We start from the raw sequence: 19,132 nt of genomic DNA, 5'->3' as shown, positions 1-19,132 counted from the left end.
GCAGGCGAAGAAAACGCTCGCGTCCACTATGTGGTTCCCGATATACGGTCGGGACACCACCACCCCACCATAGGTGGGGGGTTATGACTGTAAATCAATAGTGTTACGGCGGCCATAGCGAGAGGGAAACGCCCGGAAACATTCCGAACCCGGAAGCTAAGACTCCCAGCGCCGATGGTACTGCAGGGGCGACCCTGTGGGAGAGTAGGACACCGCCGGACTCCTTTCAACGGAATGGCCACCCAACGAGGTGGCCATTCCGCATTTAACACACGAACAACACCACACGGCATCCGCGCCCACTATGCGACGGGAAGGATTGTGCACATGGCACGAGACGATCGAGGCGATCGAGGGGAAGATCGCGACGACTCCCGGCGGAGTACTGGCGGCGAAGGTGACCGAAGAGGACCGAAGAACGGGCGTCCTGACGGTGGTCGGCCGGAGCAGCGCCCGTCGACGGGACGCGGCGGAGGGCGGGACGGACGATACGGACGTCCGCGTTCCGGTGACTCTGGGAGCTTTCGCCCGCAGCGCGGAGACGCGAACGGGGAACGGCGGAGTGGTCCGAACAGGGGTGCGGATAGCTCGCGGTCGCGGGTGGACCGGACAGCGACGCCTCATTCGAACGATCGTGATCGTCGGTTCGGCGATCGCGACCGGCGCCCTGGCGATCAGGGACGCAGTGGCGACGGACGCGGAGGCCGGGACAGCGGTCGGTTCGACCGTCCAGGCTCGGACGAACGCCGTCGCGGTGATCGCTGGTCCTCAGACCAGCGTCCTGGCGGTGATCGTTCGTCCTCGGGCGACCGTCGTGCTGGTGGGTACCGGCGCGCGAGTGGCGCCGACGAGTGGAATGAACGGCGTACCGACGGTTCGCCCCGGCGGGACGATCGGCGTACGGGCGGAACAGGCGCCCAGAATGATCGGCGGCCGAGTCGCGATGGTGGCCGCGACAACGGTCGACCGTACGGGGATCGTCGCACCGGGTCGGGTGACCGCGGGAATGGCGGTCGCGATTATGGAGACCGCGGTCGGACCGGGTTGGGTGACCGCGGGAATCGCGATGGCGGTCGCGATTATGGAGACCGCGGTCGGACCGGGTCGGGTGACCGCGGGAATGGCGGTCGCGGTCGCGATTATGGAGACCGCCGTCGCACCGCACCGGGTGGCCGCGGGAACTCCGATGGTCGCCGCGACTACCGAGACCAAAGAGGCGCCGACGGTGCAAGCGGGGCCGGCCAGCGCCGCTACAACGAGGGCCGCACGGGCGCCGATCGTGGTGCCGGCGGTCAGCAGCGGGACCGAGGGGAGCGCGAAGGTGCCCGCGATTACGGGCGTGACAGCGACCGTCGTAACGCCCGTGGATATGGACATGACGGGGGTCGCGACCGCTCGCAGAAGGGTCCGTGGTCGGAGTCGCGGCGGGGAGACAACGATGCACAGGGGGGCGAGCGCGGATTCGCGCCACGGAGTGTGCGGCCGCGTCACAATGACCCCGAGCTGCCCGAATCGATCACATCGAAGGACCTCAACAGGGCGGCTCGGAACGAGCTGAAGACTCTCAGCAAGGAGAACGCCGAAGAAGTGGCCCGGCACCTTGCGATGGCCTCCCAGCTCATCGGCGAAGACCCGGAACTGGCGCATCGGCACGCGCTGGCCGCCGCACGACGAGCCGGACGCATCGCGATCGTTCGCGAGACGCTTGCGATCACCGCGTACGAGACGGGAGACTTCGCCCTGGCACTGCGCGAGCTGCGCACCTATCGACGCATCTCCGGTAAGAACGACCAGCTGCCGCTCATCGTCGACAGCGAGCGGGGTATCGGCCGGCCGGACCGGGCCCTCGAGGAGGGACGTTCCGTTCCGCGTTCGGAACTCCCCAACGAGGTGCAGGTCGCGCTGGCCATCGCCATGTCCGGGGCACGTCTCGACCTCGGGCAGACGGATGCCGCCCTGGCCGAGCTCGAGATCCCGCAGCTGGACCGTCGGCGCGCGTTCTCCTACAGTCCGACGCTCTTCGACGCGTACGCGACGGTGCTGGAAGACCTGGGCCGTAGTGCTGAGTCCGAGGAATGGCGCAACCTCGCGGAACGCGCCCGGGAGGCGCTCGGGCAGAACGACGAGGACGTCATGGTCGTCGAAGACGAAGGCGGAGACGCGATCGGCGACGGATATGGCGGGGACGCCACCAGCGACGGGGTCGTCGAAGAGCTGCCCGGCGACGGTGATGCCGCCGACGGTGAGCCCACCGATCATGCGGGCGACGGAGCATCCGAGGTCGATACGGCGACGGATGACGATAGCGCGCGCGGCGAGGCATCCGGTGAGCGCGGCGATGGGGAGTGACGGCCGGCGTCGGCTGTTCCGCCGAGATGCGGAGCGATCGCCGCTCGACGGGGTTGACGTCATCCTGGCCGATCTCGACGGGGTGCTGTACTCGGGCGCCGAGCCGATCCCGCATGCGGCCGAGGCACTGAGGCGCGCCCAGGACAAGGGCGTGCGGGTGGGATGCCTGACGAACAACGCCTCGCGCACCGACCGGTCCGTCGCCGATCACCTCAACCAACTCGGCTACGCGGTGCACGCGGACGACATCATCACCTCGCCTCAGGCGGCTGTCATGATGCTGCACGATCTCATCCAGCCCGAGTCCACAGTGCTGGTGGTCGGGGGAGACGGGCTCGTGTCGGAACTCGACAAGGCCGGGTACCACGTCACGCGCTCGGCCGAGGACCGTCCGGCCGCCGTGGTGCAGGGGTTCGCGCCGGACGTGGGGTGGGCGCAGCTGGCGGAGGCGGCTTTCGCGCTGGCGGATGAATCCGTGCAGTGGGTCGCGACGAACACGGACTGGACGCTTCCACAGCCACGGGGAGTGGCTCCCGGAAACGGAACGCTCGTCTCCGCGGTGCACACCGCAGTCGGGCGGCTTCCGATCGTCGCCGGAAAGCCGGAGCGGGCGATGTACGACCTCGCGGTGCAGCGATTCGGCGCGAAGGCACCGCTGGCGATCGGCGACCGGCTCGACACGGACATCCTCGGCGCTAACCGGGCAGGCGTGCCGTCTCTGCTCGTGCTCACCGGCATCGACCGAGCGAAGCAAGTGCTGGCAGCTGGCCGGGACGAGCGACCGCAGTACCTGCTCTCCGATCTCCGTGAGCTCGACGAGCCGTATCCGGCGGTGAAGGTGTCCCGATCCGGCGATGCGGTCGAGGTGCGGAACGCATTCGTGCGCCTCCAAGGCAGCGCGGTGCAGATCGTGCGCAGGGGCGATCGGGAGATCGACCTGCTTCGGGCGGCCAGTGCGCTCATCTGGAACTGCGGCCGGCCCATCTACGCGCTCGAGGTTCCCGAAGAGTTGTACACGTGAGCGGTGTCCGGGGCCCCGAGGCGATAGCCCTCGCGGTACCGTGGACTGATGCTTGACCAAATGGTGCACGAGGGAGACGACGGGCTCCTGTCCCGGCTGCGCCTCATCGAAGAGCGTCCGCTCGAGGAACGCGCGGACGCGTACACACGCATTCACACGGAGCTCGCCGAGGTGCTCGAGGGCCAGGACGACCACCGTCAGGATGCCTGAGGCCGCGGCGGGAGCCGACGGGGTGGCCGAACGGGCTTCCGCGACCACGGGCTCTTCGGGCGACGGCTCGTCGGGCGCAAGGTCGGAGACGGGTGATCAGCGCCTCGATGCGGCCGTGACCGCTCGAGGACTGGCGCGGTCGCGCACCCACGCGGCTCGGCTCATCGCCGACGGGCGGGTCAGCGTGGATGGCAAGCCCGTGGTCAAGGCATCCGCCCGGGTACGTGAGGGCGGCGAGATCACCGTCGATGCGCCGGACCACTACGTCAGTCGTGCCGCGCACAAGCTCATCGCCGCGCTGGACGGATTCCACCTGGACGAGACGGTCGCGGATGCCACCGCGCTCGATGTCGGCGCATCCACAGGGGGCTTCACGCAGGTGCTGCTCGAACGCGGGGCGCGGCGGGTGATCGCTCTCGACGTGGGGCACGGACAGCTCGCGCCGTCCATCGCCTCGGACTCGAGGGTCACGGTCGCCGAGGGCGTCAACGTTCGGTATCTCGGCACGGCGGAGCTCGGCCAGCTCACCGGTGGCGAGGCGATCGGGATCGTGGTCGGCGACCTGTCGTTCATCTCGCTGACTCTGGTGCTGCCTCCGCTCGTGAGGGCGGTCGGGCGTGACGCAGAGTACGTGCTCCTCGTGAAGCCGCAGTTCGAGGTGGGCCGCACGGGCATCCGCGAGGGCATCGTGCGCGATCCCGCGCTGCGAGAGGATGCGGTCACGTCGGTCATGTGGGCGGCGTGGGATCTCGGGATGCCGACCGCCGGCATCCTTCCGTCCCCCATCGCGGGAAGCCACGGGAATCGTGAGTACCTCATCCGGCTCAGCACACGCGCGGGTCGGCATCCGACAGAATGGTTGAACGACATCGGCGCGATGGTGGGAGAGTGAGCGTGGGCGGACCCCGGCGGTACTTCCTCGTGGTTTCGCACACCGGTCGTGGGGACTCGATCCAAGCGGGCATCCAGGTGTGCCGGCAGCTCATCGCCGCCGGAGTCGTTCCGGTTCTCGGAGCGGATGAGCGCGCCGAGCTCGTGGACGCCGCATCCGATCTCGCATCGCTGGCGGTGCTCGGCGACGATGTGATGCCGGATCAGCTCGAGCTCGTGATCGTGCTCGGGGGCGATGGAACGATCTTGCGCGCGGCGGAGACCGTGCGGGACTGCGACGTTCCGCTGCTGGGCGTGAACCTCGGACACGTCGGATTCCTCGCCGAGAGCGAGCGGGACGACCTGGAGCTCGCGGTGAGCCGCGCCGTCGCCAGGGACTACACCGTCGAGGAGCGCATGACATTGTTCGTGCGCGTGAAATCCGGCACCGAGGTCATCTACACCAGCTGGGCGCTCAACGAGGCGAGCATCGAGAAGGCCAGTCGCGAGCGCATGATCGAGGTCGTCGTCGAGGTCGACGGCCGGCCGCTGTCGAGCTTCGGATGCGACGGCGTTGTGATGTCCACCCCGACGGGGTCGACGGCGTACTCGTTCTCCGCCGGGGGTCCCGTCGTGTGGCCCACCCTCGATGCACTCCTGCTCGTGCCGCTGAGCGCGCATGCCCTGTTCTCGCGCCCGCTGGTCGTGGCCGCCGACTCTGTGCTCGCCGTCGAGTTGGTGCGTCGCACCGACACGCCGGCCGTGCTGTGGTGCGACGGCAGGCGGGCCTTCGACCTTCCGCCGGGCGCGCGGGTGATGGTCGCGCGATCCGACACCCCCGTGAAGCTGGCGCGGCTGCACACGGCGCCGTTCACCGACCGGCTGGTGCGCAAGTTCAACCTGCCGGTCACAGGCTGGCGAGGACCGAACGCCCGTGATTGAGGAGATCTCGATCCGCGACCTCGGGGTCATCGAGAGTGCCACGCTGCCGCTCGGGCCCGGGTTCACGGCGCTCACCGGCGAGACCGGTGCCGGCAAGACCATGGTCGTGACGGCGCTCGGGCTTTTGCTGGGTCAACGTGCCGACAGCGCCGTCGTTCGGTCAGGCAGCGCGCAGTTGTGGGTGGAAGGACGGTGGCTCGTCCCTGCTGACGGAGAGGTCGCCGAGCGGGTCAGGGATGCCGGTGGCGACCTCGACGACTCCGGTCAGGCATCCTATGGCGAGCTCGTGCTGAGCCGCTCCGTCGCGGCGGAGGGCCGCAGTCGCGCGGTGGTCGGCGGTCGCGGGGCGCCCGTCAGCGTTCTCGGCGAGCTCGCGGAGCAGCTCGTTGTCGTGCACGGACAGTCGGACCAGATCAGGTTGCGGTCGGCGACGGCACAGCGTGAGGCGCTTGACAGGTTCGCCGGGGCGCCCCTGACGGAAGCGCTCGACGCGTACCGTCAGGTGTTCCGGCGCTGGAGCGCGAATCGGGAGGAACTGGCCGAGCTCATCGACGAGCGGGATCGCCGCGCCCGCGAGGCCGACGACCTGCGGGTGGCGCTCAGCGAGATCGAGGCCGTGGCGCCAGAACCGGGCGAGGACGAGGCGCTCGCGGAGCAGGCGGAGCGGCTTACGAACCTGGAGTCGTTGCGCATAGCGGCGTCGGTCTCCCGGGAGGCACTGTCGGCGGAGGACTCCGACGGGCCAGACGTGCGGGGGCTCCTGGAGACGGCGCGCCGAGAGCTCGAGCGCGCCGGCGCGCACGACCCGGCACTCCAGGCGCTGGCGGACTCGATCGCGGGGCTCGGATTCCAGGTCGAGGATGCCGCAGCGCAGCTCTCCACCTACCTGGCGGCGCTCGACGCGGATGGCACGCGAGACTTGGAAGTGATCCAGGAGCGCCGTGCCGAACTGACCGCGCTCGTACGCAAGTACGGCCCCAGCCTCGACGAGGTGCTGGAGCGCGCCGCAAGCGGTGGAACGCGTCTGGCAGAGCTGGAAGGCGACGAGGAGCGCATCGAGCAGCTGAGCACGCTCGTCACGGAGGACGAGGCGGAGGTCGACCGGCTGGCGGCATCCGTCTCACACCTCCGGTCGAAAGCGGCACACGAGCTCGCCGCACTCGTGACGGAAGAACTCGCGGCGTTGGCCATGGCGGATGCCGAGGTCGTCGTGGACGTGCAGCGGCGCGACGACTACACGCTCGCAGGCCGTGACGCCGTATCGATCCTGCTGCGACCGCACGCCGGCGCCGAGCCGCGACCGCTCGGCAAGGGCGCGTCCGGCGGGGAGCTCTCGCGGGTGATGCTGGCCATCGAGGTGGTGCTCGCCGGGAGCGATCCCGTGCCGACGTTCGTTTTCGACGAGATCGACGCGGGGGTGGGCGGGGCGTCCGCGATCGAGATCGGCCGACGACTGGCCAAGCTCGCAGAGACCGCTCAGGTGATCGTCGTCACGCACCTCGCGCAGGTTGCGGCATTCGCGACCAACCACCTGACCGTGGTCAAGGCGGGGGACGGATCTGTGACGGCATCGAGCGTTCGGCAGCTGGACGGAGACGACCGCATCTCCGAGATGGCGCGCCTGCTTTCCGGGCTCACCGACTCGGAGAGCGGCCTCGCCCACGCACGGGAGCTCATCGAGCTTGCGAGGGACGGCGTGGGCGCCCGGTCGTAGACCGGGTGGGTATCACGATCAGCTCGTGACATCCGCCGTCGCAGCCGATCCGAGCGCCGCACCAAGGGCATCCAGCTGATGCTCGATGCCTTGCGTTCTGTATTCCGGCTGGTCTTCGCCGTCGAGGTAGACGCCATGCTCGGTGAGCACCAGTTTCGTACCCGATCCTGATTGGTGGAACTCCACGGTGGTGAGGGACACCGAGATGCGTGTCTCACCTCGCAGCATGAAGTTCGTGTACACGATCCGCTCGTCGGGCACGATGTCGTCGTAGCGCGCGACGTAGGTGTAGACCGCGCCGTCCGGTGCGCCGCTGCGGCAGAATTCGCGGCCGTCGACTCGGAAGTCGAGCTCGTACTGGGTGCTCGAGGCATCCTCGTCAGCCTCGCCGAGGAACCAGGCGCGTTTGGCGCGCGCGTCGGTCCAGGCATGGAAGACCTTTTGCGGGTCTGCGGGGTAGGTGCGCTCCAGCACCATCGTGTCGTGAGTGACGTATCGTTCGGACATCTTTCGCTCCTTCGAATCTCTTTCTGATCATTCGTGCTCGTCGGCGAGGTAGTCGCCGAGCCGGTCGAGCCGGTCGTTCCAGGCGAGTCGCCTTTCGACGAACCACTTCTCCGCTCGGTCGAAGACGGCGCGGTCGAGGCTGCAGGTTCGCACTCGTCCCGTCTTGCGGCTGCGCACCAGCCCGCTGGCCTCCAGCACGGCGAGGTGCTGGAGGACGGCAGGCAGCGACATCGTCAGTGGACGGGCGAGTTCGCTGACCGCCTCGTCGCGAACAGCCAGCTGCTCGACGATGCTTCGACGGGTGGGGTCGGCGAGCGCGCGGAACACGTCGTCAATTTGGTTAAGCACATCCTTAACTAATCATGCCAGGAGCCCCAGGTCAAGCGTCATCTCGGCCCGGGCATCGAGGCCGGTGTGTCGTGCTCATGCGTCCGCTGCGGGCGCAGACGCGCTGATAGGATGAAAGCCCGTGGTGGAAAAAACTGACGCGGGCCCTTCAACTGATCGCAGCAAGCCGAACGGCACTACCAAGCACATCTTCGTGACAGGTGGTGTCGTTTCTTCTTTGGGCAAGGGCCTCACGGCCGCCAGTCTCGGCAATCTGCTGACCTCCCGCGGACTGCGGGTCGTCATGCAGAAACTGGACCCGTACCTCAACGTCGACCCGGGAACGATGAACCCGTTCCAGCACGGTGAGGTCTTCGTCACCGACGACGGCGCCGAGACCGACCTCGACATCGGCCACTACGAGCGGTTCCTCGACATCAATCTCAGCCAGGCCGCCAACGTCACCACCGGGCAGATCTACTCGCAGGTGATCGCCATGGAGCGCCGCGGCGAGTACCTCGGCGACACCGTGCAGGTCATCCCGCACATCACCGACGAGATCAAGCGCAGGATGCGGCTGCAGGCATCCGACGATCCCCAGCCCGACGTCATCATCACCGAGATCGGCGGGACGGTCGGCGACATCGAGTCGCAGCCGTTCATCGAGTCCGCCAGACAGGTGCGCCACGAGCTCGGGCGCCAGAACTGCTTCTTCGTGCACGTGTCGCTCGTTCCGTACATGAACGCGTCGGGCGAGCAGAAGACCAAACCGACGCAGCACTCGGTGGCGGCGCTGCGGTCCATCGGAATCCAGCCGGACGCGCTCGTGCTGCGCAGTGACCGTTCGGTCTCCGAGGGCAACAAGAAGAAGATCGCGCTGATGTGCGACGTGGACGAGCGCGCCGTCGTGAACGCCGTCGACGTGCCGAGCATCTACGACATCCCGAACATGCTGCACGACCAGGGACTCGACGACTACATCGTCGACCAGCTCGGCCTCGCCGCCGAGCAGCCCGACCGGGAGAGCTGGGAGACCCTGCTCAAGGTGGTGCACGAGCCCAAGCACGAGGTGACCATCGGCCTCGTCGGCAAGTACGTCGACCTGCCGGATGCCTACCTGTCGGTCACCGAGGCGCTGCGGGCCGGCGGCTTCGCGAACCGGGCGAAGGTGAACCTGCGCTGGATCGCCAGCGACGGATGCCAGGAGCCGGAGGGCGCGGCTCGAGAGCTGGCCGATGTCGACGGGATCTGCGTGCCCGGCGGCTTCGGCATCCGCGGCATCGAGGGCAAGCTCGGCGCGCTGCGGTTCGCGCGCGAGAACGGAATCCCGGCGCTCGGGCTCTGCCTGGGCCTGCAGTGCATGGTGATCGAATACGCGAGGAACGAGGCCGGCCTCGACGGGGCATCCTCCAGCGAGTTCGACCCGGACACGCAGTTCCCGGTGATCGCGACGATGGCCGAGCAGGTGGAGATCATTGCGGGCGGCGACCTCGGCGGCACGATGCGGCTGGGCCTGTACCCGGCGAAACTGCAGGACGGGTCGATCGTGGCCGAGCTGTACGGCGCGGACGAGGCATCCGAGCGGCACCGTCACCGCTACGAGGTGAACAACCACTTCCGTGAGCAGATCGCCGCCGCTGGGCTCGCCTTCTCCGGCACATCGCCCGATGGCCACCTCGTGGAGTACGTCGAGCTGCCGCGCGAGACGCACCCGTTCTATGTGGGGACCCAGGCGCATCCGGAGCTGCGATCGCGGCCGAACAGGGCGCATCCGTTGTTCCGCGGCCTCATCGCCGCCGCTCTCATCCGCCAGGAGTCGACGCGTTTGTTCGAGGTGAAAGAGGATGCCTGAGGCCGCATACGACGATCTTGCTGACGAGCCTTACACCGGGCTGGTGACCGAATCCGACGTCGTGTACCGGGGTCGGGTCTGGGACGTGCGACGCGACACGGTCGATCTCGGCGGCTCCACCGTGGTGCGGGAGTACGTCGACCACACGGGTGCCGTCGCAGTTCTCGCGCTCGACGACAAGGACCGGGCGCTGCTGATCAGGCAGTACCGGCATCCGATTCGCTCGAAGGACTGGGAGTTGCCCGCCGGGCTGCTGGACATGACGGGAGAGCCCCCGCTCGATGCCGCCAAACGCGAACTGGCCGAAGAGGCCGACATGGTCGCCGACGAGTGGAATGTGCTCGTCGAGTTCGCGAGCACACCGGGCGGCAACAACGAGCTGATCCGCATCTACCTGGCCAGGGGGGTGCATCCCGCAGAGGAGGAGTTCGCCCGCGAGGAGGAAGAGGCCGACATCGAGGTGCGCTGGGTGCCGCTGGAGGAGGTCGTGCGCGGCGTGCTCGAACGGCGGCTGCGCAACGGGCCGCTCGCTCTCGCGTCACTCGCCGCAGTCGCCTCACGGACGAACGGATACGCCTCCCTCGGCGAGGCGGACGAGCCGCTGCGGCGGGGATCGTGGCTGAGCCGTCCGGTGGCATGACTCCGGAGGCCGCGGTCGGGACGTACCTGCGGCACGTCGGAATCGAACGCGGGCTCTCGCGCAACACCGTCGCGGCGTACCGTCGCGACCTCGGGGCGTACGCCAAATGGCTCGCCGAGCGGGGCATCCACGACATGGGAGCGGTCGGCCCCCGTGCGGTAGACGACTACGCCCGGCACCTGGTGACCCGCGGAGAGACGGATGCGACGCAGCGGCTGGGTGCGGCATCCGTCGCCCGCATGCTCTCCACCGTGCGCGGCCTGCACCGCTTTCTCCTCGACGAGGGGGAGGTGCAGGAGGACGCCGCGCGCGACGTGCGGCCGCCCAAGCTGCCGTCTCGCTTGCCGAAGGCGTTGACCGTCGCGCAGGTGGAGTCGCTCCTGGCGGCGACGGACGGGGACGAGCCTTCGCGGATCCGCGACAAGGCGCTGCTGGAACTGCTGTATGCGACCGGCGCCCGGGTCTCCGAGGCCGTCGACCTCAACGTGGACGATGTGATCGAGCGCGATGTCATCCGGCTGACAGGCAAGGGCAGGAAGCAGCGGATCGTGCCACTCGGCCGCTACGCGCGACAGGCCGTTGACGAGTACCTGGTGCGGGTACGGCCGCTGTACTCGGTGCGCGGGCGCGCGACCCCCGCGTTGTTTCTCGGTGCGCGCGGCGCGCGGCTGAGCAGGCAGAGCGCGTGGCTCGTCATCCGTGCGGCGGCGGAGCGGGCCGAACTCACGGCATCCGTTTCGCCGCACACGCTGCGACATTCGTTCGCGACGCACCTGCTTGAGGGCGGCGCCGACGTGCGCGTGGTGCAGGAGCTGCTGGGCCACTCGTCCGTGGCGACGACGCAGATCTACACGCTGGTCACGGCGGACACGCTGCGTGACATGTACACGACGGCGCATCCGCGGGCGCGGTGAGGGTTCGTCGTCAGCGCACCTGCTCGAGCATCCAGCGCCAGGTCGGCGCGAACACCATGGCCCTCTCGGTGCGCGGCCCTGCGTCGTCGACGGTGTGGCCGTGCGACTCCAAGGGGTTGCCGATGTCGAGTGAGCTGAGCAGCACGTGACCGCCGGTGGGCACGTGGGACGCGTGCCGGGCATCCGGAGTCCCCATGCCGAGCCGCTGCCAGGAGCCCACGATGCGGTGGAAGTAGATGTCGTGCACGTCGTCGAAGCCGTACATGCGAGACGGGGGAGTCGCGCCGCGGGTGCGCATCCACGAGGCGGCGACGTCGCCATACGTCTCCACCGGCGAGGAGTACATCAGCACGCCGCGCACGCGGTGATAGTGCGAGATGAACGCGGACTCGCCGCCGCCCTGGGAGTGCCCGGCGAAGACGACGCGGCTCCAGTTCGGATGCCCGTCCACGATGTACCGTCCCCAGTCGCCTGACGCGTCCTGCTTCTCGAGGTAAGCGATGGCGGCCGCGAAACGGCGTTCGATCGAGTTCGCTGCCCCCACGCGGCTGAACCGTGACGGGTGCGAGCCGTCGTACCGGTTCTGTTGCAGTTGGGTGTAGCACTCCGCGTTGGCCCGGCAGGTGCGCGTGACGGATCGGCCGATGTTCCAGTAGTCGAGGCCGAGCACGCTGTAGCCCACAGAGACGGCCGTTGCCAGATACTCCCGGTAGTTGTTGGGCACCTCGCCGGTTGCGGGGAGGAAGACGAGGAGAGGGGCGTCGCCCGCCGCGTGCTGCGCGACCTCCTGTGCGTTCGGGTCGTGCACTTTCAACGCGAGATAGGGGAGCGTGAAGCTGAGCACCTTGCCGTTCTGGGAAGGCAGGCTTCCGGTGCTTTCGGATGTCTGTGCGCGGGCGTATTGCGCCGGAGGAGGCACCGGAACGACGCCTGCGGTCAGGCCGGCGAGCAGCATGGCAAGAGCGGACGCAGCAGTGGTCCACATGCGTCGCCTGCCGTTCATGCGGGCCAAGGTAGCAACAGCTTTCGTCCACGCGCTTGAGGCGGGCCGCTCAAGGGTGCGAGCCCGCTCAGGGATTCCACAGCATCGGCGGCGGTCGCCGGCGCCGGGAACCCGACTCCGCGGTGCGGATCCGGTGCTGCGCCTGCGGAACGGCGGCGTTCCGGACTGTTCACCATCCCGATGCTCGATAGACTCGATCGCGAATCCTTGAGCCAGAGTCAAGCAGAGCCGAGCGGAGAAGTCGTGGCGCGTATTCCAGCCGACGAGCAGGAACTGCCGGGCCTCGGCGGCACCGCCGTCGAAACGCTGGGCCCGACGGGACGTCCGCTGCGCCAGTTCCCGATCCCTCCGGCGCTCACGGAGCACGGGCCCGCCCGGGTCATCGCCCTGTGCAACCAGAAGGGCGGCGTGGGCAAGACCACCTCGAGCATCAACCTCGGCGCGGCGCTCGCCGAATACGGGCGCAAGGTGCTGGCGATCGACTTCGACCCGCAGGGTGCGCTGTCGGCTGGGCTCGGCGTCGCCACCCACGAGGCCGTCACCATCTACGACCTGCTGCTCTCCACCGCCCACGACCCGGCCGAGGCCATCCAGCACACGGCGACGCCGGGACTCGACGTCATCCCGGCGAACATCGATCTCTCGGCGGCCGAGGTGCACCTCGTGAACGAGGTCGCCCGTGAGCAGGCCCTCGCCCGCGTGCTGCGCAAGGTCGCGGGAGACTATGACGTCGTGCTGATCGACTGCCAGCCGTCGCTGGGCATCCTCACCGTCAACGCGCTCACCGCCAGCCACGGGGTGCTCATCCCGCTGGAGTGCGAGTACTTCGCGCTGCGCGGTGTCGCTCTGCTCATCGAGACGATCGACAAGGTGCGCGAGCGCCTCAATCCCGCTCTTGAGCTCGACGGCATCCTGGCGACGATGTACGACGCCCGCACGCTGCACTCGCGCGAGGTCCTCGAACGAGTGGTCGACGCGTTCGGCGACAAGGTGCTCGAGACCGTGATCAGCCGCACGGTGAAGTTCCCCGACGCAAGCGTCGCGGCCACGCCGATCACCCAGTTCGCGCCTGAGCACCAGGCAGCCGACGCCTACCGTCAGCTGGCGCGGGAACTGGTCTTCCGTGGCGCCGCCGCCTGAGCCGTCGGCGCAGCACGACGCACAGGATGCCGTCGAGAGCGACGTCGTCGAGGGTGCAGCGGGTGCACCGTCGTTCCGTGTGGCACTCGAGGTGTTCGAGGGGCCGTTCGACCTGCTGCTGAGCCTCATCGGGCGGCACGAACTGGACATCACCGAGGTCGCGCTGAGCAAGGTGACCGACGAATTCATCGCATACCTCAAAAACATCGACACCGCGGATGAGCTCGACCAGGCCAGCGAGTTCCTCGTGGTGGCCGCCACGCTCCTCGACCTGAAGGTCGCAGGCCTTCTGCCGCAGGGAGAACTCGTCGACGCCGAGGATGTCGCCCTGCTCGAAGCGCGCGATCTGCTGTTCGCCAGGTTGCTGCAGTACCGCGCCTTCAAGGAGGCCTCCACCTGGTTCGCGCAGCGCCTTGAGGCGGAGTGGGCCAGGCATCCACGCTCCGTGCGCCTGGAAGAGAAGTATCGATCACGCGAACCAGAGCTGCAGTGGACGCTCAGCGTCGACGACTTCGCGGCCATAGCCGAGCTCGCGTTCGCGCCGAAGGCGATCCCCGTGGTCGAGCTCGATCATCTGCACGCGCCTCTCGTGAGCGTGCGCGAGCAGGCTGCGCTCGTCGTGGCGCAGCTGAGGCGCGGCACGCCGCACACGTTCCGCGAGCTGATTGCCGGCGCCGAGCGCAAAGGCGTGATCGTCGCACGGTTCGTGGCCGTTCTGGAACTGTACCGGTTCGCGGCGGTGGCGTTCGAGCAACTGGAACCCCTGGGCGAACTGACCATCAGATGGGTGGCGGATGCCTGGTCCGACGAGAATCTGGCGAACCTGGGAGCCGACTATGGATGATGACGCGCAGTCCTTCGACCTGCAACCGCCGCCGGAATCAACGGAGCAGGCAGAACCCCCGCACGAGGAGAAGCATGCGTACGACGTGCCGAGGGCGATCGAGGCCGTACTCATGGTGGCGGACGAGCCGCTCCCGCTGGTGACCCTGGCGACCGCGGTCGGCGCGCCCGTCGCCGCCGTGCGGCAGGCGATCGACGGGCTCGTCGCCGACTTCGACGGCGAGACCGGTGGACCGGTCCGCGGCTTCGAGCTGCGCGAGGTCGGAGGCGGCTGGCGGCTCTACGTGCGCGCCGAGTACGACAGCCTCGTGACCGACTTCGTCAGCGAGCAGGCGCCCGCCAAGCTGTCCCAGGCGGCGCTCGAGACCCTCGCCGTGGTCGCCTACCGCCAGCCGATCACCCGGGGCGCTATCGCGTCCATCCGTGCCGTGAACGTCGACTCCGTCGTGCGCACATTGCTGTCCCGCGGGCTCATCACGGAGCTGTTCACGGACGCCGAGACCGGTGCGATCAACTACGGCACGACCGACCTGCTGTTGCAGCAGCTGGGCATCAACTCGATCGAGGAGCTCCCGCTCATCTCGCCTCTGCTCGCCGATGGTGCGGAAGGGTTCGAGGGCGATGTGCGCTGACAGAGCCGGCCGCGGGCCGGCCGAGAAGCCGGATGCCCGCAACGGTGCCGATCGCGCAGATATCGGTTCGGAGCCGGGGGAGCGTCTGCAGAAGGTGATGGCGGCGGCCGGTGTGGCATCGCGCAGGGTGAGCGAGCAGCTCATCATCGAGGGCCGCGTGCGCGTGAACGGCGAGGTCGTGCGCGAACTCGGCAGCCGCATCGACGCCGCCGTGGATCGACTGGAGGTGGACGGCATCGCCGTGCAGCTGGATGCCTCCAAGCACTACGTCATGTTGAACAAGCCGACCGGCGTGGTCAGTTCGATGCGCGATGACCGTGGCCGTCCCGACCTGACGCAGTTCGCCGACCGGTACGAGGTGCGGCTCTTCAATGTGGGCCGGCTGGATGCCGACACCAGCGGCCTGCTGCTGCTGACCAACGACGGCGAGGTGGCGAACGTGCTCGCGCATCCATCGTTCGGCGTCACCAAGACCTACATCGCGACCGTGCGGGGGAGCGTGATGCCGGCCACGATGGCGAAGCTCATGCGCGGGATCGAGCTCGACGACGGTCCGATCGCGGCGGACAAGGCGCGGCTGGTGCAGGCATCCGGCGGGCAGAGCATCGTGGAGGTGACGCTGCACTCCGGGCGCAACCGAATCGTGCGGCGCATGCTCGACGCGGTCGGGCATCCTGTCACCGCTCTCGTGCGACGCCAGTTCGGGCCGCTGAAGCTGGGCAGCCTGCGGTCGGGCGATACCCGCGAGTTGACTAAAATCGAGCTCGGCCAGGTGCTCACTCTTGCCAGGTCGAAATCGGAGCGAACGTGAATCAGAACCCTGTCGCGCGCCTCGACGGCAGCGTGCGCGTCGTGGGGGCCGGGCTGCTCGGGGCATCGATCGGGCTGGGCCTGCGGTCGCGCGGTGTCGACGTCATCCTGGCGGATGCCTCTCGCGCCGGTCTGAGGCTCGCCGTCGACTACGGTGCGGGTCGGTTGCCGCACGAGGGCGATGACCCGTCGGTGATCGTCGTGGCGGTGCCGCCGGACGCCACGGCATCCGTCGTCGCAGCCGAGCTCGCGGCGTTCCCGGATGCCACGGTGACGGATGTCGCCAGCGTGAAAGGCGCGCTGCTCACCGAGCTCGAACACCTCGGCACCGAACTCGGCCCCGTCGACTTGAGCCGGTACGTCGGCTCACACCCGCTCGCCGGCCGGGAGCGCGGCGGGGCGATCGCCGCCCGCGCGGACCTTTTCATCGGACGGCCGTGGGTGGTGTGCCCGCGACCGGAGGTGCCGCGAGAGCGCGTCGTGGCGATCGAGCACCTCATCCTCGACCTGGACGCGACACCCGTCACGCTGCCTGCGGACGAGCACGACGCGGCGGTGGCACTCGTATCGCACGCACCGCAGGTGGTGTCGTCGCTGATGGCCAAACGGTTGGACGGTGCGCCGTCGTCCGCTCTGGCGCTCGCCGGGCAGGGCGTGCGCGACGTGACCCGCATCGCCTCCAGCGACCCCGAGCTGTGGGTGCAGATCCTGTCGGCCAATGCGCCCGCCGTGGTGGACATCCTGCGGGCGTACCGCGACGATCTCGACGCCGTTATGAGCGCACTGGCGGATGTCGAGGCATCCGGTGCCCGCCGCGCGATCGCGCAGGATCTCGCCGCCGGCAACGCCGGGGTGGCCGGGCTTCCCGGCAAGCACGGGCAGGATCGCCGCTACGCGGGCATCGTCGTCATGGTCGACGACCGGCCGGGCGAGCTCGGGCGGTTGTTCACCGAGCTGGGCGAGATAGGGGTCAACATCGAAGACTTGCGGCTGGAGCACTCGCCCGGCGCGCAGATCGGCCTGGCCGAGATCGCGGTGCTGCCCGAGGTGAAGACCCGAGCGATCGAAGACCTCTCGGCACGAGGATGGAGGACCGCCGGATGACCGAGCCCACTCCCATCGTCGTCGCCGTGGACGGGCCCGCGGGCAGCGGCAAGTCCAGCGTGAGCAAGGCCGTCGCTTCCCGCCTCGGCTTCGCGTTCCTCGATACCGGCGCGGCCTACCGCGCGCTGACCTGGTTCGCGATGCGACGCGGCATCGACGTGACCGACATGGGCGCCGTGGTCGACGCCATCGCCGACTTCGACTACCGCATCGACACGGAACCCGGCCGCCTCCGGGTCTTCGTGGGTGGGACCGACGTCACCACAGACATCCGCGATCCCGAGGTGTCGGCGCGGGTGAGCGCCGTGGCCCGCATCCCGGAGGTGCGGCTGCGGCTGAACGAACTGTTCCGAGGACTGCTGGCAGGCACGGACCACGAGGGGATCGTCGCCGAGGGCCGCGACATCACGACGGTGGTGGCGCCCGACGCTCCGGTGCGCATCCTGCTGACCGCGGCGCCCGAGGTGCGCGCGGCCCGCCGGGCGGGCGAACTCGACGGGCACGCCGCAGCGGATGTCGCGGCGCAGCTGCACGCCCGCGACCACGCAGACCTGCAGGTGGTCGACTTCATGACCGCGGCAGAGGGTGTGACCACGGTGGATTCCACCGACTTGGATTTCGATGAGACCGTCGACGCCGTGATCGACGTGATCCAGGCCGCGCGCGCCGCAGACGCGCGCGGGGCCGCCCCGTCTCGAGGAGGAACGGATGTCTGACGCCCATCCCACCGAACGCGCCGCCGACGACTTCGAGGCGGGTCCCGACGACCTCGTCGAACGTCTGGCGAACGTGGACGACGACCTCGCCCACCAGCGAGCCAACGCTCTGCGGGCCGGTCTCGAGGACTACGAGCTCGACGACGCCGACCTTGACGTGCTGGATGCCGTCACCGAGAACCCGGACGAGATCCAGTACCTGCCCGCGCTGCCGGTCGTCGCGATCGTCGGGCGCCCGAACGTGGGCAAGTCCGCGCTCGTGAACCGCATTCTCGGCCGTCGCGAGGCCGTCGTCGAGGACGTGCCCGGTGTGACGCGGGACCGCGTCACGTACCAGGCGGAATGGAACGACCGCCGTTTCAGCGTGGTCGACACCGGCGGATGGGAGCCCGACGCGAAGGGCATCGACGCCTCGGTCGCTGCGCAGGCCGAGGTCGCGATCGACCTCGCAGACGTGGTGATGTTCGTGGTCGACGCGAACGTGGGCGCGACATCCACCGACGAGCACGTCGTTCGGTTGCTGCGCAAGTCGAAGAAGCCCGTGTTCCTCGTCGCGAACAAGGTGGATGACGCCCGCCACGAGCCGCAAGCGACCGAGCTGTGGTCGCTGGGGCTGGGGGAGCCGCATCCGGTCAGCGCACTGCACGGCAGGGGAGTCGCCGACCTGCTCGACGAGGTGCTGAAGGTGCTGCCCACAGAATCCGCCTTCGCGCAGCGCGAGATCGGTGGTCCGCGTCGCGTCGCCATCGTCGGGCGGCCCAACGTGGGCAAGTCGAGCCTGCTGAACAAGGCGGCGGGGGAGGAGCGCGTGGTCGTCAACGACCTCGCCGGCACCACCCGCGACCCGGTGGACGAGCAGATCGAACTCGGCGGACGCGTGTGGCGCTTCGTCGACACCGCGGGCATCCGTCGCCGCGTCCACCTGCAGCAGGGCGCCGACTTCTATGCGTCGCTGCGCACGAGCACGGCGCTGGAGAAGGCCGAGGTCGCCGTCGTCGTACTCGATGTGAGCGAGCCGATCAGCGAGCAGGATGTTCGCATCATCGACCTCGTTCTGGAGAGCGGGCGCGCGCTCGTGCTCGCATACAACAAGTGGGACCTGCTCGACGACGACCGGCGCCGCTACCTGGAGCGCGAGATCGAGCAGGACCTCGCGCACGTGTCGTGGGCACCCCGGGTGAACATCTCTGCACGCACCGGACGGCACCTGGAGAAGCTGGTCCCCGCGCTCGAGACGGCGCTGGAGTCATGGGACACGCGCATCCCCACCGGCAAGTTCAACGCGTTCCTCGCCGAGCTGACGGCGGCGCATCCACACCCGGTGCGCGGAGGCAAACAGCCTCGCATCCTGTTCGGAACGCAGGCCTCGAGCCGGCCGCCGACCTTCGTGCTGTTCACGACCGGGTTCCTCGACCCCGGCTACCGGAGGTACATCCAGCGCCGACTGCGCGAAATCTACGGCTTCGAGGGCACCCCGATAGTGCTGAATATGCGCGTTCGCGAGAAGCGGCGGCGCTAGTTTTTCGCGAGACTAGCCG

The 19,132-nt window shown here is 68.8% G+C and carries 19 protein-coding genes, 1 rRNA gene and 1 pseudogene; 17 read left to right on the top strand and 4 right to left on the bottom strand.

Annotated elements, in window-relative coordinates; all coding sequences use genetic code 11:
- Nucleotides 1-104 precede the first annotated feature (104 nt).
- A 5S ribosomal RNA gene (gene rrf, locus ACYVI5_RS06605) occupies nucleotides 105-221 on the top strand.
- Nucleotides 222-768: 547 nt separating this feature from the next.
- Here rrf and ACYVI5_RS06600 read toward each other — a convergent pair.
- On the bottom strand, nucleotides 769-1,377 hold the full coding sequence (locus tag ACYVI5_RS06600; protein ID WP_460579488.1) for a hypothetical protein: 609 nt from the start codon (nucleotides 1,375-1,377) through the stop codon (nucleotides 769-771).
- A 210-nt stretch (nucleotides 1,378-1,587) separates the two neighbouring features.
- Here ACYVI5_RS06600 and ACYVI5_RS06595 point away from each other — a divergent pair, with 210 nt between their 5' ends.
- Genes ACYVI5_RS06595 through recN form a run of 6 tightly spaced genes read left to right on the top strand, consistent with a single transcriptional unit; the run spans nucleotide 1,588 to nucleotide 7,106 of the window.
- Nucleotides 1,588-2,349 (top strand): hypothetical protein, encoded by a 762-nt coding sequence (locus ACYVI5_RS06595; protein WP_460579487.1) that lies wholly within the window; start codon nucleotides 1,588-1,590, stop codon nucleotides 2,347-2,349.
- Nucleotides 2,339-3,370, top strand: coding sequence for an HAD-IIA family hydrolase (locus ACYVI5_RS06590; protein WP_460579507.1), 1,032 nt, complete (start codon nucleotides 2,339-2,341; stop codon nucleotides 3,368-3,370). The genes ACYVI5_RS06595 and ACYVI5_RS06590 overlap by 11 nt, the downstream gene beginning before the upstream one ends.
- Before the next feature lie 48 nt (nucleotides 3,371-3,418).
- On the top strand, nucleotides 3,419-3,580 hold the full coding sequence (locus ACYVI5_RS06585) for a hypothetical protein (protein ID WP_460579486.1): 162 nt from the start codon (nucleotides 3,419-3,421) through the stop codon (nucleotides 3,578-3,580).
- A complete protein-coding gene (locus tag ACYVI5_RS06580; RefSeq protein ID WP_460579485.1) occupies nucleotides 3,573-4,472 on the top strand; it encodes a TlyA family RNA methyltransferase in 900 nt (299 codons plus the stop codon). Before ACYVI5_RS06585 ends, ACYVI5_RS06580 begins: the two co-directional genes overlap by 8 nt.
- A 2-nt stretch (nucleotides 4,473-4,474) precedes the next feature.
- Nucleotides 4,475-5,392: an NAD kinase gene (locus tag ACYVI5_RS06575; protein WP_460534031.1), complete on the top strand. Its 918-nt coding sequence runs from the start codon at nucleotides 4,475-4,477 to the stop codon at nucleotides 5,390-5,392.
- Entirely contained in the window at nucleotides 5,385-7,106 is a 1,722-nt protein-coding gene (recN, locus tag ACYVI5_RS06570) for a DNA repair protein RecN (protein WP_460579484.1), read from the top strand. The genes ACYVI5_RS06575 and recN overlap by 8 nt, the downstream gene beginning before the upstream one ends.
- A gap of 18 nt (nucleotides 7,107-7,124) precedes the next feature.
- On the opposite strand, the gene ACYVI5_RS06565 is transcribed toward recN, so the two are convergent.
- Both ACYVI5_RS06565 and ACYVI5_RS06560 read right to left on the bottom strand, forming a co-directional pair.
- Nucleotides 7,125-7,613 carry an SRPBCC family protein gene (locus tag ACYVI5_RS06565; RefSeq protein WP_460533541.1) on the bottom strand — a complete coding sequence of 163 codons (489 nt, stop codon included), beginning with the start codon at nucleotides 7,611-7,613 and terminating at the stop codon, nucleotides 7,125-7,127.
- Between the two features lie 27 nt (nucleotides 7,614-7,640).
- Nucleotides 7,641-7,961 carry an ArsR/SmtB family transcription factor gene (locus tag ACYVI5_RS06560; RefSeq protein WP_460533543.1) on the bottom strand — a complete coding sequence of 107 codons (321 nt, stop codon included), beginning with the start codon at nucleotides 7,959-7,961 and terminating at the stop codon, nucleotides 7,641-7,643.
- 124 nt (nucleotides 7,962-8,085) lie between these two features.
- Between ACYVI5_RS06560 and ACYVI5_RS06555 the strand changes: the two genes are divergently transcribed.
- From ACYVI5_RS06555 to xerD, 3 genes and pseudogenes are all read left to right on the top strand, one after another.
- On the top strand, nucleotides 8,086-9,792 hold the full coding sequence (locus tag ACYVI5_RS06555; protein ID WP_460579506.1) for a CTP synthase: 1,707 nt from the start codon (nucleotides 8,086-8,088) through the stop codon (nucleotides 9,790-9,792).
- Nucleotides 9,785-10,270: pseudogene (locus ACYVI5_RS06550) on the top strand (NUDIX domain-containing protein); the annotation flags it as partial. The gene ACYVI5_RS06555 and the pseudogene ACYVI5_RS06550, both read left to right, overlap by 8 nt.
- A gap of 158 nt (nucleotides 10,271-10,428) precedes the next feature.
- Nucleotides 10,429-11,346, top strand: coding sequence for a site-specific tyrosine recombinase XerD (gene xerD, locus ACYVI5_RS06545; protein ID WP_460579505.1), 918 nt, complete (start codon nucleotides 10,429-10,431; stop codon nucleotides 11,344-11,346).
- A 10-nt stretch (nucleotides 11,347-11,356) separates the two neighbouring features.
- Here xerD and ACYVI5_RS06540 read toward each other — a convergent pair whose 3' ends face one another.
- On the bottom strand, nucleotides 11,357-12,349 hold the full coding sequence (locus ACYVI5_RS06540; RefSeq protein ID WP_460579483.1) for a BPSS1187 family protein: 993 nt from the start codon (nucleotides 12,347-12,349) through the stop codon (nucleotides 11,357-11,359).
- A 243-nt stretch (nucleotides 12,350-12,592) separates the two neighbouring features.
- Here ACYVI5_RS06540 and ACYVI5_RS06535 point away from each other — a divergent pair, with 243 nt between their 5' ends.
- The 7 genes from ACYVI5_RS06535 to der are packed head-to-tail and all read left to right on the top strand — an operon-like array spanning nucleotide 12,593 to nucleotide 19,113.
- Nucleotides 12,593-13,489: a ParA family protein gene (locus ACYVI5_RS06535; protein WP_460533563.1), complete on the top strand. Its 897-nt coding sequence runs from the start codon at nucleotides 12,593-12,595 to the stop codon at nucleotides 13,487-13,489.
- Nucleotides 13,473-14,333: a segregation and condensation protein A gene (locus ACYVI5_RS06530; protein WP_460533566.1), complete on the top strand. Its 861-nt coding sequence runs from the start codon at nucleotides 13,473-13,475 to the stop codon at nucleotides 14,331-14,333. The genes ACYVI5_RS06535 and ACYVI5_RS06530 overlap by 17 nt, the downstream gene beginning before the upstream one ends.
- Nucleotides 14,326-14,964, top strand: a complete 639-nt coding sequence (scpB, locus tag ACYVI5_RS06525; protein ID WP_460533569.1) for an SMC-Scp complex subunit ScpB — start codon at nucleotides 14,326-14,328, stop codon at nucleotides 14,962-14,964. The genes ACYVI5_RS06530 and scpB overlap by 8 nt, the downstream gene beginning before the upstream one ends.
- A complete protein-coding gene (locus ACYVI5_RS06520) occupies nucleotides 14,954-15,775 on the top strand; it encodes a pseudouridine synthase (protein ID WP_460579482.1) in 822 nt (273 codons plus the stop codon). The genes scpB and ACYVI5_RS06520 overlap by 11 nt, the downstream gene beginning before the upstream one ends.
- On the top strand, nucleotides 15,772-16,878 hold the full coding sequence (locus ACYVI5_RS06515) for a prephenate dehydrogenase (protein ID WP_460579481.1): 1,107 nt from the start codon (nucleotides 15,772-15,774) through the stop codon (nucleotides 16,876-16,878). Before ACYVI5_RS06520 ends, ACYVI5_RS06515 begins: the two co-directional genes overlap by 4 nt.
- Nucleotides 16,875-17,594: a (d)CMP kinase gene (cmk, locus tag ACYVI5_RS06510; protein WP_460579480.1), complete on the top strand. Its 720-nt coding sequence runs from the start codon at nucleotides 16,875-16,877 to the stop codon at nucleotides 17,592-17,594. Before ACYVI5_RS06515 ends, cmk begins: the two co-directional genes overlap by 4 nt.
- A complete protein-coding gene (gene der, locus ACYVI5_RS06505) occupies nucleotides 17,587-19,113 on the top strand; it encodes a ribosome-associated GTPase EngA (protein ID WP_460533582.1) in 1,527 nt (508 codons plus the stop codon). Before cmk ends, der begins: the two co-directional genes overlap by 8 nt.
- Nucleotides 19,114-19,132: the final 19 nt, after the last annotated feature.

This window comes from Humibacter ginsengisoli, assembly GCF_054780095.1.
Note: the sequence above shows the minus strand (reverse complement) of the source record. Positions and strands in the feature narration are given on the sequence as shown.

What these genes read in the sequence shown, in the direction of transcription:
- der (WP_460533582.1), top strand. Translation starts at nt 17,587, where the DNA reads ATGTCTGACGCCCATCCCACCGAACGCGCCGCCGACGACTTCGAGGCG.
- xerD (WP_460579505.1), top strand. Translation starts at nt 10,429, where the DNA reads ATGACTCCGGAGGCCGCGGTCGGGACGTACCTGCGGCACGTCGGAATC.
- ACYVI5_RS06520 (WP_460579482.1), top strand. Translation starts at nt 14,954, where the DNA reads ATGTGCGCTGACAGAGCCGGCCGCGGGCCGGCCGAGAAGCCGGATGCC.
- scpB (WP_460533569.1), top strand. Translation starts at nt 14,326, where the DNA reads ATGGATGATGACGCGCAGTCCTTCGACCTGCAACCGCCGCCGGAATCA.
- ACYVI5_RS06585 (WP_460579486.1), top strand. Translation starts at nt 3,419, where the DNA reads ATGCTTGACCAAATGGTGCACGAGGGAGACGACGGGCTCCTGTCCCGG.
- ACYVI5_RS06540 (WP_460579483.1), bottom strand. Translation starts at nt 12,349, where the DNA reads ATGAACGGCAGGCGACGCATGTGGACCACTGCTGCGTCCGCTCTTGCC.
- ACYVI5_RS06590 (WP_460579507.1), top strand. Translation starts at nt 2,339, where the DNA reads ATGGGGAGTGACGGCCGGCGTCGGCTGTTCCGCCGAGATGCGGAGCGA.
- ACYVI5_RS06565 (WP_460533541.1), bottom strand. Translation starts at nt 7,613, where the DNA reads ATGTCCGAACGATACGTCACTCACGACACGATGGTGCTGGAGCGCACC.
- cmk (WP_460579480.1), top strand. Translation starts at nt 16,875, where the DNA reads ATGACCGAGCCCACTCCCATCGTCGTCGCCGTGGACGGGCCCGCGGGC.
- ACYVI5_RS06600 (WP_460579488.1), bottom strand. Translation starts at nt 1,377, where the DNA reads ATGTCCATATCCACGGGCGTTACGACGGTCGCTGTCACGCCCGTAATC.
- ACYVI5_RS06580 (WP_460579485.1), top strand. Translation starts at nt 3,573, where the DNA reads ATGCCTGAGGCCGCGGCGGGAGCCGACGGGGTGGCCGAACGGGCTTCC.